We start from the raw sequence: 17,225 nt of genomic DNA, 5'->3' as shown, positions 1-17,225 counted from the left end.
GCTGATGTCATGCCATCCCTGCCGTTCGCATACCGCGCGATGACGCCGGAGGAGAATATCTGGCGGTTGAAGACCGGTTTCGGCCCGGGTGTGTTCGAGCTTGCCGCAGACGCCTACACGGCTTTGTCCACCTCGTTGGCTGCCACTGCCAGCGGAACAGATGCCTCGATGAACGCGATGGGGCAGGAGTGGCAAGGGCCGTCGTCGGAGCGGGCTCAGGCAGCGTTTCGTCAACATGCGGCATGGTTGCACAAACAGTCCGCTGTGGCCGCGCAGGCCGCGCATGTCGCGAGAGAGGCGCAGTTTGCGTACACCGCGTCTCTCGGCGCCATGCTGGGCGTGGAGGTATGGCTTTTCGATCACTATCGGAGGAGGGCCGAGGTAGCCGCGGCCAGTACGACGAAGCTGGCTCCGTTTGCGCTCGGGGCGGCCGTGGCCCTCATAATCGAGTATGGCCTCATCAAGGAGGCCGCGGCGGAGGTGATGTCCGGCTATGATGCCGCGGCCTCCGCTGCACTGGCGACGCTGCCGAAGCCGGAAGTCCCATTGCCGATCGTCTTTGGTGATCCAGGGCCGACACCGCCGGGAATGTCGCTCGAGAACCCGGTTCTGAAGCACTTCTCTGACACCGGTGACCGTTCGATCATCGACCGGGGCGACACGGGGGTCGGTGACCGGACCGGTGATCCCCGCACCGATCCCGGCAATGACCCCGGTACCGATCCGGGCAAGTCCACCCCCGATCCCACCGACCCGACGACGCCGGACGCCACGCAGCCGGTGGATCAGGCGCCGGAGCTGGACCCCACGTCGTCGCCGTCCGATTCGTTCGCGAACCCGTCGGCGGACGGTTCCGGTACCAATTCGATGCAGCCGCAGGGCTTTTCCGAACCGTCGCAGAGTTCGACCACCCTTGCCGGGCTGAACGGCGGAGTCGGCAGCCTTGTCGCGCTGAACATGGCCCGCGGCGGGCTCGGCGCCATGCCCGGCGCCTCGAGCGGGTTCCGGATGCCGTCCAACTGGTCGCTCGGCCGCGGCACCGCCTTCGGCGCAACGTCGAACCCGACTGCCGCCGGGCCTGCCTCGCGCAACAACCCACCCCGCGGAGCGACCGCCCCGAAGGCGCAGATGCGGCGGCGCAAGCGTGACGAAGACCGCGAGAAGTCGAAGGTGTTCGTACCCGGCGAACCTCAGGAAGTTCCAGTCCTGGAACAGCCTCCGGTCATCGGTGTCATCGAATACGCCGACGCCGAACGCCGAGAGGAACACGAAGAGTCGGAAACCGAACAGTTGCTGCTGGTCGGTGTCATCGGAGGTGCCGCCGACGAACCAGCGGCGGCCAACCCAGAACGTGCGCGGTGAGGTACACCGTGTCCGAGTTCCAGCCGATGGAGAGGAGGCCTTTACCCTTGTTTGTCCGGACAAAGTCGAGGACTCGGCGACCAGCACCGCGGGTTGCCTCGGTGCGTTCGACGGCCCTGATCTGTATTCGGTGAAGTGTGGAAGCTGATCCGGTATCGATCGAACTGAATGTCGATGCCGCTCTTCTGTTGCAAGAGATGGTGGGCATCGATGCCTATCCTGCGGTGCTCGCGCTGGTGCCCAACGTCTACCGGCTCGAGGATCAGAAGCGGGTGCACGCTGTGGTAGCGCAGGAGCTCGCCGAAGCGGGCGTCACCGACGGCGAGAGGGTGGATCCGACGGTCGAGCACTGGCTGCGTTGCCTGGATCGACCGGATATGGAAGTGGTGGCTATTGTGCTGACCACCGGACTGGACGATGAACCGCAAACGATGTTGCGGTTTTCGCTGGTGCGACGCGGCGACACTCATGTGCTCGCCGTGCGCTGTGACGACAATGTGGTCATTCAGACGATGTTCCAGGACGGGCATAACCTGGAGCATGTGACGGCCGCGCTGGCCGCCGCGCTCGGCCCCGCACAGGTACTGCAGTTCACGCCCATGACCACCACTGTCGAGCAGCTCGACGAGGTGCCCGCCGAACCGGACGAACGGCGACAAGCGTTGCTGGAGCTGGGCGCCCAGCCGCAGACCGCCGCCGCGCTGACCAGGGCGCTGGCGGAGGTGGTGCGTCGCGCCGAGATCTTGGTGGTCGAGCATCGGGATGGCGGCTCGACCCAGACCGAGGCGTGTGTGAGCGTGCTCGACACGCTCTCGGGACGCCTGATCGTCACCCCGAGCAGGGCGATGGATGGAGAGATATGGTCCACGTTCGCCCCTGGCGACGATGTGGCCTTGCGGTCGGGTATCGGGGCGCTCATCGACCTGCTGCCCGGCCGAAGTTGGTTCGACACCAGCAGACTGAACTGAACGTCGGACCGTGGTTGTGGAGAGGACGACGGAAATGAACCGAGCACCGAGCAGAAACGGTCATTCGGCCGACGCCGCGCGGGCTCGCGGCGGCTACGACGCGTTCTTCGCACCGACCGGCGAGTTGGCGGACGCGGCCGTCGCGCAGGGGCCTGCTGCCGAAACACGTCAGGATGCCGACACATTCCCCCACGTCGACCCTGTGGTAGGACCGCCGCGCGAGCCGCAAGCGCCTCCCGCGCCAGAACCCGACCACCGCTCGCAGGGCGTGGTTGCGCCGCCGCCCAGCGCGAGTGTGCCGCCGCCGCAGACCAGTGTGCCGCCGCCGCAGACCAGTGCGCAGCCGCCGCAGACCAGTGCGCAACCGCCACAGGCGAGTAGCCGACCGCCGCAGGCCAGTGCGCAGCCGCCGCAGGCCAGTGCGCAACCGCCACAGGCGAGTGGTCGACCGCCGCAGGCGAATATGCAGCAGGACTACTTCGCGGCCCCGCCGGAAGCGCAACAGCAAGCCCAGCAATATTCAGGGCAGACAGCCGAGCAGTACCAGGCCGCGCAGCAAGGCGAGCAGGCCGCGGATACATCCCAGGCGCTCGCGCGGAAGACCGACCCCGCGTCCGCGAATCAGGAATGGTCGTCCGGATCGGCGACGCAGTGGGTTCCGGACCGCGTAGACCGCTCGGCCTATGACGGGACGCCGCGGATCGAGGTACTGCCCGCCGCGCTCAGCTCGATCGAGCTGCTCGCCGACATCTCCGCCGCGAGGCGCGCACAGCTGCGCTCCAACTCGGGCGTCCGTGGTGCACTCAACAAAGTTGGCTTCAACCTGGGGCTTTCGCCTGCTGAGCAGCGCGCGGAGGACCGCCGCAACCGCATCCGCCGACAGTTGACCACGACCTATCAGATCGCGGTGGTTAGCGTGAAGGGCGGCGTCGGCCGCACCACCACCGCCGCGACGCTCGGCTCGACATTCGCCAGCCTGCGCCCGGACCGGGTGGTCGCGATCGACGCGAACCCGGACTTCGGCGATCTGGCGACCCGCACCTGCAGGCACCCGTACGGCCTCACCTTGCGCGACTTGGCCCAGTCGCAGAACCTGGACGCGTTCTCCGCGGTGCAGTCGTTCACCTCGATCAACTCGGCCGACCTCGCCGTGATCGCCTCGCCATGGTCCACCGAGGCCACCGAGGCGCTGTCCGGCCGGGAATACCAGACCGCGGTGGAGGTTTTGCGCCGCCACTTCAACCTGCTGCTGGTCGACTGCGGGACCGGTGTGCTCGATTCGGCGACCGCGTCTGTGCTGCAGACCAGTGACGCCGTCGTGGTGGTCACTCCGGCCACCGTGGGCGGAGTGACCGGCGCTGTGGCCACCCTGAACTGGCTGAGCTCGCACGGCTTGCAGCATCTGATCGCCAAGTCGATCGTCGGCATCGTGCATCACCAGCCCCTGAAGCCGACCGTCGACGTGGACGCGATCGAGAAGCTGTTCGCGACCGCGCAGCGCCCGACCTGCGTGTTGCCCTACGATGCGCACCTGGCTGAAGGCGGCGAGATCGACCTGCGGTTGCTGGAGAAGGAGACCGTGCTCGCGTTCGAGGAACTGGCCGCCTGGCTGTCCGACGGATTCCCCGGATACCTGTCCGGTGGCGCCGACAACTCCGGTGATCGCGGAGCGTGGCAATGAGTGAGCGCAGCAAGCGAACGATCGACACGGCCACCCTGGTGGTCATGCCGGAGCCGAGCGTCAGCGAGGCGAAGGCATGAGCACTGCCGTCGCGCCCGCGCCCGCCGGGACGCAGCCGTCGGCGGAGGTCGTACGGGCCAGGATCGCCGTGATGGTCGCTTCCTACCAGGTCGACGTGGTGGTGCCGACCAAGTTCACCATCGAGACCTTCATCGACGATCTGCTGGTGGTGCTGGCCTCGGCGATCGATGACGAGAACGTGGACTTCACCCCGCCGCAGGGCCAGTGGAGCCTGGCCCGCCCCGGCGAGCAGCCGATGCCGCGCTGGCGCAGCCTGGCCGACCACGACGTCACCGACGGCACCGTGCTGATGCTGTCGGTCGTCGAGTCGGCGGAGGTGTTCACGCCGGTGGTCGAGGACATCACCGACGCGCTCGCCTTGATCAACGAGCGCGAATTCGCCGAATTCGACGTGAACACCGCGACGATCGTGGGTCTCACCGCGCTGGGAATCGGCGCCTCGGCGGTGGCCGCGATGCTGTCCTGGTCGTGGACCATGACCGGTTCGGTCGTGTGGTGCGGGCTGCCCGCCCTGCTCCTCGGTGCGCTGTGCTGGGCCGGCGCCGCGCTGGCCCGCCGCCGCGACGCTCCGGCCAAGATCTGCCTCGGCTTGTCGTTGTCGGCCACGCCGCTGCTGTTCGCCGGTGGCGCGATGCTGGTGCCGCCCGCCTATGGCCAGGCAGGGCCTTTCGCCGCGGCCAACCTCGCGGCCGGAGCGGTGGTCGCCGCGGTGGCCGCCGCCACCATGATGCGGCTGAGCGGGCTTGGCATCGCGACGCTGATGGCGGTGACGGTGCTCGGCGTTGCCCTGACCGCCGCGGCCTTGCCGCTGACCTACGTGGATCTGTCCGTGGGGCAGGTGGCCGGTGGCGCCGCGTTCGTCGGCATCGTGCTGCTGACCGCGGCGCCACGAATCTCCGTGGTGATCGCGCGCATCCGGCCGCCGGACCTGCCCGACCCGGGCAACGAGGTATCCCCGACGACGCTGACCGACCTCTTCGACGCCGAGACGGTGCGTGAAGGAGACGAACACACCGAGGACAGCGAACGACAGCGCCAGAGCAACGAGGTGGGCATCGAGAGCCGCGCCCGGCTGGCGGTGACCAGCCTGCGCGGCCTGATCGCCTCGATCTCGACCGTGCTCGCGGTCTCCGCGGTGACCTCGGCCGCGGTCAGCCCCGGCGGTATCCGCGAAATCGTCATGGCCGCCGCGATCGCGGGCTTGTTGGCGATGCGCTCGCGCTGGCATCCGGACCGGGTGCAAGCGATCGCCTTGATCACCGCCTCCGCCGTCACCGTGTGCGGCGTCGGCTTCGTCTTGGTCGGCGCGTACGAGACCCCGGTCGCGCGTCTGGTGGTCGGATTGGTGGTCGCCATCGCGGCCATCGCGGCCTGTGTCGCGGCGATCCGCTTGCCCGGCAAGCGACTTTCCCCAGTGACCCGGCGGGTCATCGATCTGATGGAGTACGCGCTCATTCTGGTGGTTCCCGTGATCGCCTTCTGGATCATGGGCGTCTACACCGCCATGCGAGGGATCTGATGAAGCTCGGCAGCGCCGCTGTAGCGGCTCTGGCCGGGGTGCTACTGGCCATCCCGGCCGCGCCCGCCATCGCGTTGGAACCGCCGCAGGTCGTGGTCGGCTCGCCGCCCGCGGACGATCCGCCCGGACCCGAACTCCCGACGAAGCAGGACAAGGGCTGTCTGGCCGCGGGTCTGCTGCCGGACAGCGACGTGTCCCGCGTTCCACCACCGGAACTCGCGCTGGATCTGCGCCGCGCCCGGGCGCTGAGCCGCGGCGCGGGCGTGACCGTCGCCGTGATCGATACGGGCGTGACTCCCCATACGCGCCTTCCCAACCTCGTCGGCGGCGGCGACTACGTCGCGGCGGGCGGCGACGGCCTGTCCGACTGCGACGCGCATGGCACGCTGGTCGCCGGGATCATCGGCGCCGCCCCCGATCCGGCGGACGGATTCGCTGGCGTCGCCCCGGACGCGCGGATCATCTCGATTCGCACGCGTTCCGGCGCGTTCAGCCTCGAACGAGCGAGTTCCGATCCTGACCTGCAACTCTCGATCGACGTGCGCACCATGGCGCGAGCGATCACCCGCGCGGCGAACCAAGGCGCCGGAGTGATCACGTTGTCGCTGCCGATCTGCGTGCCCGCTGACGCGCAGGTGGACCAGTCCATACTCTCGGCGGCCATCGGCCACGCCGTGCATGTTCGCGGCGCGCTCATCGTTGCGGGCGCGGGCAACACCGGGGGCAGTGTCGGTTGCTCGCAGAATCCCGACGTCGATCCGGCCCGGCCCGCGGATCCCCGCAACTGGCGAGACGTGAAGACGATCTCCACGCCGGGCTGGTTCGGCGCCGATGTGCTCACCGTCGGATTCACCACTGCGACCGGCGCGCCGATGCAGGATTCGCTGAACGGGCCGTGGATATCGGTGGCCGCGCCGGGGACCGGCATCGAGTCGCTCGGCCCCGGCGGCGGCGGTCTGATCAACGGCGTCGGCTCGCCGGACAAGCTGGTTCCGGTCGGCGGCGCGTCGTTCGCCGCGGCCTACGTCAGCGGGGTCGCCGCCCTGTTGCGGTCGCGGTTCCCCAATGAGACCCCCGCCGAGATCGCCGCTCGTCTGCAAGCCAGCGCGCACGCTCCGGCTCGTGGCATCGATAACGCGGTGGGCGCGGGCATGATCGACCCGCTGGCGGCGCTGAGCTACCGGACGCCCCCGAAACAGCCCGCCGGGCTGTTCCGGTCCGCGGAACTGCCCATGCCCGCCCCGCCGCGCCCGAAGGATCCGGTGCCGGCGATCACCGCGACCGTCGTCATCGTCATCGCCCTGCTGCTCGGCCTCGCAGGCAGTCACACGAACTCCGTGATGCGGAGGCGACGGTGAGCTTTCCGAGCGTTCGGGTCGGCGGCGTCGAGCGTGGTCCTTTCGCCGCGTTCGTCGTGGTCGGCAGCCCGCTGCTGGTCGGCCTGTCGGCTAAGACGCCATGGTGGGTCAGCGCGGTGGTCGTCACGGTCCTGGTCACGACGGTCACCGTCCGGGTGAACGGACGCACGGGCGCGCGCTGGCTGCTCAACTGGGTGGCATACCGGTCCGGCCGGGCCGCCAGGGCGCGGGAAAGGGCGCAGCTGGCCGGAATCCGGGATGTGCAGGTCGCGGCGGGTGTGTGCGGTATCAACGAGGCCGGCGACACGCTGATCGCGATGATCCAGCTCGCGCCGAACCTGGACCTGCCCACCGTCATCGGTGAGCGAACCCTCTACACCGAAGACACCATTCCGGTGGAACTGCTGTACCCGATGCTGGATCAGTTCGGTATCTCCGTCGACATCGACATCGTCACCACCGGGCAGCGGGTCCGCTCCGCCGGCAGCTACAGCATGCTCTACGACCAGCTGATCGGCTCGCACCCGGTGGTCGGCGATCGGCTGACCTGGCTGGTGGTCCGGCTCGATCAGGAACGCAACCTGGCCGCGCTGAGCAAGCGTGGCCCGTGCTCGGTGGTCGCCCCCAAGGCACTGGCCAGCGCCACGCACCGGATCGCGGGGCGGCTACGCGAACGCGGCATCGCCGCGCACGCGCTGCCCGCGGAGGCCCTGCGGGATGCGACGCGGCTGCTGCACGCCGGCGTCGAGCTCACCGATCTGCGGGAGACCTGGAGCGCCCTGGAGTCTTCGGTGCCCGGCCGCTGCGTGACCAGCTTCCTGATCGACTGGACCCGCCTGGAAGGCGTCGGGCTGGACGACTGCTGGACCTGGAACCGCGGCCGCACGACGCTGGTGGTGAGCCTGACCGACGACGCAGGAGGGCCGCGCGCGCTCGTCCGGTTCATCGGCCCTGCCGTGACCACCGCACCGCCGGACTATCTGCGCCTGCTCGGCGGCGACCAGTCCACGGCACTGATGGCGTCGTTGCCCACCGGCTACTCGGTCCGCGCTCTGCGCGGTTTCGAGTCCGGCTCTGACGTCGCACCCGACGAGCTCGTCGCCGACTTGACCATCGCGATCGGCCCGAACGGCCAGATCCTGGGTGCGATCAGCGGCCAGCCACGGCACACTCTGGCGCTGCCACTGTTCGACCCGGCTCGGTACAACCCGCGCAGGCGCACGATCGATGTGCAGGCAATGCTGCCGGTCGCGCAGCAGATCATTCTGCGTGCGATGGTGGTCGGCGCCGACGTGGAGATCCATTCGGCGCGACCGGACAGCTGGCGCCAGCTCGTCACCGCGGTCGGCGACTCCCGTTCGATGCGGATGGCCGATCCGAACGCCGGAGGACCGGGGAGCCAGGCCGGTGCGGAGGTGGAGACCCCCGCGACCATCGCCGTCTTCGACCACCTGCCACCGCGTGCGTCGAGCGCGCACACGACGGTCACCATCAGCGAGCCCGGCGGTCCGCGCAGGCGCGCCGTCGATCTGGCGATCAACCAGGTCAGCGCGACCGCGGTGGACGTGAGCATTCCGATGCGCACGGTGCGGGTTGACCTCATCGAGCCGAGAGGCGAAACACGATATTTCGATACCGTCGACGGCCCGCCCGCGCCCGGTGCGCGGGCAACTGCACCCACGGTTGCGCCTGTGCAACCTGGTGGCCGTCGCGTGAGCTGACGGGAGCGGTCGGTTAATGTCTATCACCGTGGTAGCGGACACCCATTCCGATGGCGGCGATCTCCCTCATCAGGACGCCGGGGACGCGCTGACCCCGAGACAGGCCGCCGCCGCGATCTTCTCCAGCCGGTTGTCGGAGCTGATCGCGGAATCCGTCGTATCGACCGAGGACGGATCGACGCGTTCGCTGACGCTCTACTCGCTGGCGCAGCACCTGGAATTGGCCTACCCGGACGTGCCGGTGTCGCAGTCCGGTCTGTACCGGCTCATCCATGGTGACGCGATCCCGCGGCTGGACTTGGTGATCGCGCTGGCGCGGGTATTCGATGTGCCGCCGGAGTACTTCGTGACCGAGGAAAAGAAACGCTGATCCGTCTGGTCAGCTGTTCTCTGCAGCGGGAATAGCGGGAACTCGGCGAGCCGCTCGCGCCGGATACGATCCGGATCATGCCCGATGAGGACGCGGGAGACGTCTTTCTCCGTCATCGAGGTGCGGTCCTGGAGGCGTTGCTTTCCGATCCGTCGTTCGGGTCGTCCGCCGCGCCGCCCAGCGACAGCCCGGAGTTCGACACTGCGTCGCTCGGGTTCCCCGACCTCGATCCGGACTCGGAACCTGCCGCGCCACGGCGCCGCAGCGGCGACGGCCCGAGGGCCAGCGAGCGAATCCTCGCGCTGCTGAACGGGCAGGGCCAGGACACGACGCCCGCGATGGATTTCTCGGGCGACTACTCCACGGCGGCGGCGAGGTCGAACGCGCAGGCCGCTCCGGAGCCGGAGCCGGAACGCCCCGCGGTCACCCAGCAGTCCAACCGGCTCGCGCCGGCTCAGCAGGTAGCCAAGGACGCGCTCGTCCAACTGCGCAAACCGAAGGTGGCTCTGATCGTCGGCGCGGTGGTCGCGGTGCTGCTGGTGCTGCTTTTGGTCACCACCGGTGGTGGCGACTCGAAGAACACGGCGCAGAACCAGCTGCTGGTCGTCACCCCGCCGCCGACCTCGGCGGCGCCTGCGACGTCGGCCGCTCCGGCGGCGGGCTCGATCATCCAGGTGAAATCCGCGGAGTCGAAGTGCGGTCCGGGCGGTACGCCGGCGATGGACGCCTTTTCCGGGCAATCGGGCAAGGCGTGGTCGTGCGTGCGCGCCTACAAGGTCGACGGGCAGGTCATCACCATCGACCTGGGCAAGACCTATCAGATCGACTCGATCGGCATCGTGCCCGGCTGGGATCACATCAGCGCGGAAGGCACCGATCAGTGGGCGAAATACCGCACCGCGAGCCGGGTTTCGTACATCTTCGACGGCGACAAGACCGTCTACACGCAGCCGACCCTCGATCAGCGCACCTTGGTGGTGACCAAGATCGAGCCCCCGGTGAGCGCATCGAAGATCGTGCTGACCGTGTTGGAATCCAAGGGCGATCCGTCGGTCAATACCACCGCGATCTCCTCGATCGTCATCACGGGGCGCTGAGGTGTCCACGCTGCCCGAGCTGGTCTGCCAGTACTGCGGGAATCGCAACACCGGCGCGGATTCCCGGTGCACGCACTGCGGTGCGCCGCTGCGCGCGGCCGTGAATGAGGTCAAGTCCGTCGCCGAGGGCAAGCTGCCTCACCAGCTGGCCGGGGTTGCCGAGAAGGTCGGCGCCGAGGCGGAAAAGGCGGTCGCCGAGACCAAGAAGATTGTCGGCAGGTCGTATCCGCTCTGGCAGTGGCGTGCCGTCGGTATCGGAATCCTGGTCATGATCGTTGCCGCCGTCCTCGGTGCCCGGTCCTGTTCGATGCCGCTGCCGTCGATGCCGCGGACGGACACACCGGCGCAGGCCATGCCGGATCAGCTGCGGTCGGCGGCGGTGTGTCAGCCGCTGGATGACAGTGGGCGAGGGGAGAAGTGCGTCATCGCCGCCGGCCATCCGATGCTCTTCGGCGGCATCGCCGGCGGCCGAGACCTGACCTTCTATGCCGAGTTGATGCAACCGAATCAGTTGGCCGACACCATTTCCCGCTGGCGCAGCGCTCGCGGCGCCGCCCTCGTCGACGGTCCCGTCTACGCGGCGATCGGTCCCTCGGCAACCGTTTGGTACGCGGACACCCGGGTGGGTCTGCGGGTGGAGACGGCGACATTCGCCGGTCAGGTTGCCGCCAAGACCTTCGTCTCGCGGGCGGGACTGGTCCGCTGACGCAGCACCACCCGCATCCGTTCGGCCGGGAGAACTCCCTGATCCGGACGCCGTAACCCATATCAGGCGCGGAGATTTATTGTTACACTGTTGATTGTGCCGTTAACCAGCGGTACGTTATTTGCAGTACGAAACACGTACGGGCGCAGTTCTCGGGAAGGCAACGGATCGATGGTGGCAACCACCCAGCAGACGATTTCACCGAAGCGGTTCCACGATGATCCGACCGATCTAGAGGCGGCGTATTTCCGGTGGATCCAGCCGGGCTCGTCGACGTCGGCGATCACGGATCGGGCCGAGCGGATCTTCCGTCAGCATCTCGGACTGGCGGCCACCCGTGCGCCGGGTGCGGCGACCACGCGGGTCTACCGGCCGGACGACAGTGCGGGGCTCGGCGCGGCGATCCAGATCGTCAACGACGACATGCCGCTGCTGGTCGACTCGGTCACCGCGGCGCTGCGCCGGCTCGGTGCGACGATCACCGAGGTCGTGCACCCGGTGTTCGACGTGTCGCGGGACGCCGAGGGCAGGGTGCTGTCCATCGCTCCCCGCGACGGCGAGGCCGAACCAGCCGATGCGAACGACGGTCAGGTATTGCGTGAGTCGTGGATCCACGTGCAGCTGGGCGCGGGCCTGTCCGACGAACTGGTGGACCGGATCGAGGACTCGCTGCCGCCCCTGCTCGCCGACCTGCGCCAAGTCGCCGACGACACGCCGACCATGATCGAGGTGCTCAACAACGTTGCCGGCCAGCTCGACCAGGCCGCCCAGTGGGCCGGTGACGCCGAGATCCCGCAGACCGCGAATCTGCTGCGCTGGTTGTCCGACGGGCACTTCACCCCGCTCGGTTACGGTTACTACCATTTCCGCCGTTCCGCGCCGAGCGCGAACGCCGATTTCGAGCCGTGGCAGCTGCCCGGCACCGGACTGGGCGTGCTCGCAGGCGGCGCCGCCGCGGATATCAGCGTGCCGGTGGTCGGCGCGAAACGCACGGTCCTGCGCATGGCCAACGGCTCCGTGGAGTCGCTGCTGCCGGGGTCACGGGATCTGTACTTCATCAGCGTCGCCGACTACGGCTCAACCGACCCGAGCGGTCGCGCGGCATGGGGTGACACGGTCGCCATGGTCAAGGGCGAGCACGTCTTCGTCGGCACCTTCACCGTCGCGGGCCTGCATGAGAACATCCTCGACATCCCGGTCATCTCGCGGCGCGTGCTGCAGGTCGTGGAATGGGCCGGCTTCGACCTCAACTCGTTCTCCGGGCAGGCGATGCTGGAGATGATGCAGTCGTTCCCGCGGGTGGAGCTGTTCTCCACCGACGCGCGCAGGCTGTTCGAAACCGTCTCCGCCGTCATGAATCTGGGGCTGCGCCGCCAGGTGCGGTTGTTCCTGCGGCGCGATGCGCGCAGCGACACCATTTACTGCCTGGTGTACATGCCGCGGGACCGCTTCTCCACCGAGGTTCGTCTGCGCATGGGCGACATCCTGCGCGAGCAGTTCGATGCCCAGCAGATCGCCTATTCGGCGCGCGCCACCGAATCCGAGCTGGCCGTGGTCTATTTCACGGTGCACCGCAAGCCGGGCGCCGAACCCGCCGACATCTCCGAGGACAACAGCGAGCGGATCCAGGAGCTGCTGCTGGCCACGACGTGGACCTGGAGCGACCGCCTGGTCGCGGAGGCGGCGGCGGTGTCCGACGTATCGCAGGCGCTGGTCGGCGAGTACGCGGCCGCCTTCCCGGCGAGCTACCAGCAGGAGCACGAGCCCGCGCACGCGCTCACGGATCTGCGGCGGCTCGAGCGGCTGGCCGAGGGCGACATCGACACCAATCTCTACCGCCAGGGCGAATCCAACTCTGCGGATTGGCGATTCACGCTGTATGTGGCGGGCGAGGGCGTCTCGCTGAGCCGGGTGCTGCCGGTGCTGCACAGTCTCGGCGTGGAAGTCGTCGACGAGCGGCCCTACCGCATCGCGGTACCGGACCGGCCGGACCGCTGGATCTACGACTTCGGGCTGCGCGTTACCGCCGCGCCGCTGCGGGAGGCGCTCGACAGTGAGCCGGCCGCGCAGCTGGGGCAGTCGGTCGATGTCGCGTCGCTGCCGGAAACCAGTGTGCGACGGCGTTTCCCGGACGCCGTGACCGCGATGTGGTTCGGCCGTGCCGAGGTCGACGGTCTCAACGAACTGGTGTTGCGGGCCGGCCTGCACTGGCGTCAGGTGGCGCTGCTGCGTGCCTACGCGAAGTACTTGCAGCAAGCCGGATTCGCCTACACCTTCGGCAACATCACCCGCGTGCTGCTCACCCACCCGGCCACCGCACGCTCGTGCACCGAACTGTTCGCCGCGTACTTCGATCCGGACGGCGTCGGCGCCCAGACCGCAGAGCTGGCCGCCGAGATCGCCGAGCGGGTGCAGACCGAGATCGACGCCGTGGTCAGCCTGGACACCGACCGTATTCTGCGTGCCCTGTTCGGCTTGATCGAGGCGACGCTGCGGACCAACCACTACCGGCGCGACGAGGCGGGCAATCCGCTGGACTACCTGTCGGTCAAGCTGAACCCGCACGCGATCGCCGAACTGCCCAAGCCGCGGCCGCAGTTCGAGATCTTCGTGTACTCCCCGCGGGTGGAGGGCGTGCATTTGCGCTTCGGCTCGGTCGCCCGTGGTGGTTTGCGGTGGTCGGATCGGTTGGAGGATTTCCGTACCGAGATCTTGGGTTTGGTGAAGGCGCAGGCGGTGAAGAACGCGGTGATCGTGCCGGTGGGCGCGAAGGGCGGGTTCGTGGTGAAGCAGCCGCCTGCGGCCACGGGTGATCCGGTGGCGGATCGGCAGGCGTTGGGTGCTGAGGGTGTGGCGTGCTATCGGACGTTCATTTCGGGTTTGCTGGATGTCACCGACAATGTGGATCGTGTGAGTGGTGAGGTGTTGCCGCCTGCGCGGGTGGTGCGTCGGGATGGTGATGACACGTATCTGGTGGTGGCCGCGGATAAGGGGACGGCGACGTTTTCGGATATCGCGAATGATGTGGCGCAGAGTTATGGGTTCTGGTTGGGTGATGCGTTCGCTTCGGGTGGGTCTGCGGGTTATGACCACAAGGCGATGGGTATTACGGCCAAGGGTGCGTGGGAGAGTGTGAAGCGGCATTTCCGTGAGATGGAGATCGATACGCAGGCGCAGGATTTCACTGTTGTCGGTGTCGGTGATATGAGTGGTGATGTGTTCGGTAACGGTATGTTGCTGTCGGAGCACATCCGTTTGGTTGCTGCGTTCGACCACCGGCACATCTTCCTCGACCCGATTCCCGACGCGGCTCGCTCGTTCCAGGAGCGTCAGCGGATGTTCACCCTGCCACGGTCGTCGTGGGCCGACTACGACACCTCGCTGATCAGCTCGGGCGGCGGCGTCTACGACCGCTCCGCGAAGGCGATCCCGGTGACGCCGGAGGTCCGCGCGGCGCTCGACCTGCCCGCACAGGTGACCACCTTGTCGCCGCCGGAGATGATCAAGGCCATTTTCTCGGCGCCGGTCGACCTGCTGTGGAACGGCGGTATCGGCACCTACATCAAGGCGAGCACCGAGACCAACGCCGAGGTGGGCGACAAGTCCAACGACGCGGTCCGGGTGAACGCCGACGAACTCCGGGTCAAGGTAATCGGTGAGGGTGGCAATCTCGGTGTGACCGCGCTGGGCCGGATCGAGTTCTGCCGCAACGGTGGACGGATGAACACCGACGCGCTGGACAACTCGGCGGGTGTGGATTGCTCCGACCACGAGGTCAACATCAAGATCCTGCTGGACGCCGTCGTCTCCAGCGGCGAGCTCGCCATCGACGAGCGCAACCCGCTGCTGGCGTCGATGACCGACGAGGTCTCCGAACTCGTGCTGCGCGACAACATCTCGCAGAACTTCCGGCTGGGGATGTCGCGAGCCGACGCGGCGGGCATGTCGGGAGTGCACGGCAGGCTGATCAACGACCTCGAACAGCGCCGCGGCCTGGACCGCGAACTCGAGGCGCTGCCGACGGAAGCCGAGCTGGCCCGCCGCGCCACCGAAGGCACTGGGCTCACCTCGCCCGAGATGGCGAATCTCATGGCGCACGTGAAGCTTTCGCTCAAGGCGGACCTGCTCGCCGGCGACCTGCTCGACGGTCCCGCGTTCGCGTCGGTGCTGCCCGCCTACTTCCCCGCACCGTTGCGCGAGCGGTTCGCCGCCGCGATCGGCAGGCACCCGCTGCGGCGCGAGATCGTGGCCACCGTCGTGGTCAACGAGATGGTCGACTACGGCGGCATCACCCACGCCTTCCGGCTCGCGGAGGAGGCCGGGGCGACCACCGACGACGCGGTGCGCGCGTACAAGGCGGCGGTCGAGATCTTCGATTTGCACACCCTCTGGGAGCGGATCCGGCAGACGCCGATGTCCACGGCGGCGCGCAACGAACTGGAGCTGGAGACCAAGCGCACGCTCGACCGGGCGTCGCGGTGGCTGCTGTCCAACCGGCCGCAGCCGATCGCGATCGGCGCCGACATCGCCAGGTACCGGGACGGGGTACGTGCCCTGGTCGGCCAAGTGCCCGCCTGGCTGACCGGGTATCTGACCGACGATCTCGCCGAGCGCTCGCGGCGGTCGATCTCCCGTGGCGCGCCGCGGGAGCTGGCCGAGGAGGTCTTCGGGCTGATCCACCGCTTCCCGCTGCTGGATGTGATCGACCTGGCCGACATCGCCGACCGTGATCCCGCGGAGGTCGCAGTGCTGTACTACGCACTGAACGAGCACTTCCAGATCGAGCGACTGCTGACCGCGGTGGGCAGGCTGGAGCGGGGTGGGCGCTGGCGGGCGCTGGCCCGGCTCGCGGTCCGCGAGGATCTCTACGATTCGCTGCGCTCGCTGACCCTGGACGTGCTGACCGCGACCGAACCGCAGGACAGCACCGCCGAGAAGATCGCGTACTGGGAGTCGACCAACCGGTCGCGGCTGGCCCGCGCCGGTGCGTCGTTGACGCAGATCTTCGCCGCCGAGACCCACGACTTGGCCGCCCTCTCGGTGGCGGCGCGGCAGGTCCGCGGCATGGTGAGCGGCGGCGAGTCGACGGCTGTCGCACCGACGGTCGCAGGCTGATCCATCCGGACGAGGCCCGGAGGCAGGACGCGCTCGGCGTCAGCCTCCGGGCATCGGCGTTCCGCAGGCACCGCAGAACTTGGCCGTCGCGCCGGATTCCGCACCGCAACTGGGGCAGTGCCGCGGCTGCGGCGTGAGGCGCGCACCGCAGTTCATACAGAACCGTGCGTCGGCCGGGTTCGCGGTATCACAGGCGGCGCAGGCCACCTGTCCCGCCGCGGGCGCTGCGGGCGGCAGCTGCGGCGCGGCGGAATGGTTGCCGACCTGCTGGCCGATAGCATTCAAACTCAAAGCGGCGCCGAGGAATCCGCCGTCGGCGCCGTGGTGGTGGCCGTGCGCGAAGCCCTGGCTCGCGCCGAGCGCGAGTTCGCCCGCGGCGTAGCGCTGGAAATCGCCGGTGAGGCTGATGTACTTGACGTCCTTGGCCAGTCGCTTCAGCCGCTCGGCGTCCTCGGGCGCCAGCGAGATGTCGAAGTTACCGATCCGTGGGATGCGCAGACCGTATTCGTAGAGCGCGGTGTTGGTTTGGCGCAGCACCGCGGTCTCGATCGGCTGCAACTGCGCCGAGAGCCCGAGCACCTGCCAGTCGCCGCGCGAGATGCCCTGGGTCACGGCGATTTTCATGGATTTCAGCAGCAGGTCGGCACACCAGCTCTGCACCCGCTGCTGATCGGTGAGGTCGGCGGTGCCCGCCAGCTGGGTGAGTAGTTCGCCAGGATCGCGGACGGTGAGGGCGAACTCGCCGAACACCCGCAGGGTCACCACCTGCTCGCTGACCGGGTCGAGGATGTCGGCCAGCCGTCCGCCGAAGCGAATGCCGGGAAATTCCCTTGTCGAGACGAAGTACAGCTCGGCGCGGTAGAAGTTCCCGCCGGTGACCGTGTCGACGAGCGCGCCGAGCACCGGTAGCTCGCTGGCGTCGATGCGATGGCGGCCTGGGCCCATCGCGGCCACGACCTGCCCGGTCTTGACGAACAGGGCGATCTCGTCGGCGTTGACGATCGCGCGGCTGTAGCGGCGGATGTTGACATCCGGCCACTTGTAGACCATCTGGTTCTTGCGCTCCTCGGGGACCGCGATGAACTCCCGCTCGAACCACGCCATCTGCGCTCCCTACTGCCGCTTATCACATCGATCGTACCGATACCCGATGGCCCGATCAATGATTCCGATGTGCGATCACCGCTGCTCGGACCACATTTTCCCAAAAACTTTGATGTCCAGCACGTTACAAGTGGCGAGTCGCT

11 protein-coding genes are annotated in these 17,225 nt (G+C 68.2%); 10 read left to right on the top strand and 1 reads right to left on the bottom strand.

What is annotated here, in order from left to right:
• Nucleotides 1-9: 9 nt before the first annotated feature.
• The 10 genes from OHA40_RS08400 (at nucleotide 10) to OHA40_RS08355 (ending at nucleotide 15,978) form a co-directional block, all read left to right on the top strand.
• Nucleotides 10-1,362 (top strand): PPE domain-containing protein, encoded by a 1,353-nt coding sequence (locus tag OHA40_RS08400; protein WP_330232499.1) that lies wholly within the window; start codon nucleotides 10-12, stop codon nucleotides 1,360-1,362.
• A 137-nt stretch (nucleotides 1,363-1,499) separates the two neighbouring features.
• Nucleotides 1,500-2,330 (top strand): ESX secretion-associated protein EspG, encoded by an 831-nt coding sequence (locus tag OHA40_RS08395; RefSeq protein WP_330232498.1) that lies wholly within the window; start codon nucleotides 1,500-1,502, stop codon nucleotides 2,328-2,330.
• A gap of 34 nt (nucleotides 2,331-2,364) precedes the next feature.
• Nucleotides 2,365-4,011 (top strand): AAA family ATPase, encoded by a 1,647-nt coding sequence (locus tag OHA40_RS08390; RefSeq protein ID WP_330232497.1) that lies wholly within the window; start codon nucleotides 2,365-2,367, stop codon nucleotides 4,009-4,011.
• Nucleotides 4,012-4,087: 76 nt separating this feature from the next.
• Nucleotides 4,088-5,611, top strand: a complete 1,524-nt coding sequence (eccD, locus tag OHA40_RS08385) for a type VII secretion integral membrane protein EccD (RefSeq protein ID WP_330232496.1) — start codon at nucleotides 4,088-4,090, stop codon at nucleotides 5,609-5,611.
• Nucleotides 5,611-6,969, top strand: coding sequence for a type VII secretion-associated serine protease mycosin (gene mycP / locus OHA40_RS08380; protein WP_330232495.1), 1,359 nt, complete (start codon nucleotides 5,611-5,613; stop codon nucleotides 6,967-6,969). The genes eccD and mycP overlap by 1 nt, the downstream gene beginning before the upstream one ends.
• A complete protein-coding gene (gene eccE / locus OHA40_RS08375) occupies nucleotides 6,966-8,690 on the top strand; it encodes a type VII secretion protein EccE (protein ID WP_330232494.1) in 1,725 nt (574 codons plus the stop codon). The genes mycP and eccE overlap by 4 nt, the downstream gene beginning before the upstream one ends.
• A gap of 16 nt (nucleotides 8,691-8,706) precedes the next feature.
• A complete protein-coding gene (locus OHA40_RS08370) occupies nucleotides 8,707-9,060 on the top strand; it encodes a helix-turn-helix domain-containing protein (RefSeq protein WP_040775643.1) in 354 nt (117 codons plus the stop codon).
• Between the two features lie 77 nt (nucleotides 9,061-9,137).
• Nucleotides 9,138-10,157, top strand: coding sequence for a discoidin domain-containing protein (locus tag OHA40_RS08365; RefSeq protein WP_330232493.1), 1,020 nt, complete (start codon nucleotides 9,138-9,140; stop codon nucleotides 10,155-10,157).
• 1 nt (nucleotide 10,158) lies between these two features.
• Nucleotides 10,159-10,863 carry a hypothetical protein gene (locus OHA40_RS08360; RefSeq protein ID WP_330232492.1) on the top strand — a complete coding sequence of 235 codons (705 nt, stop codon included), beginning with the start codon at nucleotides 10,159-10,161 and terminating at the stop codon, nucleotides 10,861-10,863.
• A 171-nt stretch (nucleotides 10,864-11,034) separates the two neighbouring features.
• Nucleotides 11,035-15,978 (top strand): NAD-glutamate dehydrogenase, encoded by a 4,944-nt coding sequence (locus tag OHA40_RS08355; RefSeq protein ID WP_330232491.1) that lies wholly within the window; start codon nucleotides 11,035-11,037, stop codon nucleotides 15,976-15,978.
• Nucleotides 15,979-16,017: 39 nt separating this feature from the next.
• Here the strand turns inward: OHA40_RS08355 and OHA40_RS08350 are convergent, their stop codons facing one another.
• Complete coding sequence (locus tag OHA40_RS08350; protein WP_330232490.1) at nucleotides 16,018-17,082, bottom strand: SPFH domain-containing protein; 1,065 nt, start codon at nucleotides 17,080-17,082, stop codon at nucleotides 16,018-16,020.
• Nucleotides 17,083-17,225 lie beyond the last annotated feature (143 nt).

This window comes from Nocardia sp. NBC_00508, from assembly GCF_036346875.1.
Classification (GTDB): Bacteria; Actinomycetota; Actinomycetes; order Mycobacteriales; family Mycobacteriaceae; genus Nocardia.
Note: the sequence above shows the minus strand (reverse complement) of the source record. Positions and strands in the feature narration are given on the sequence as shown.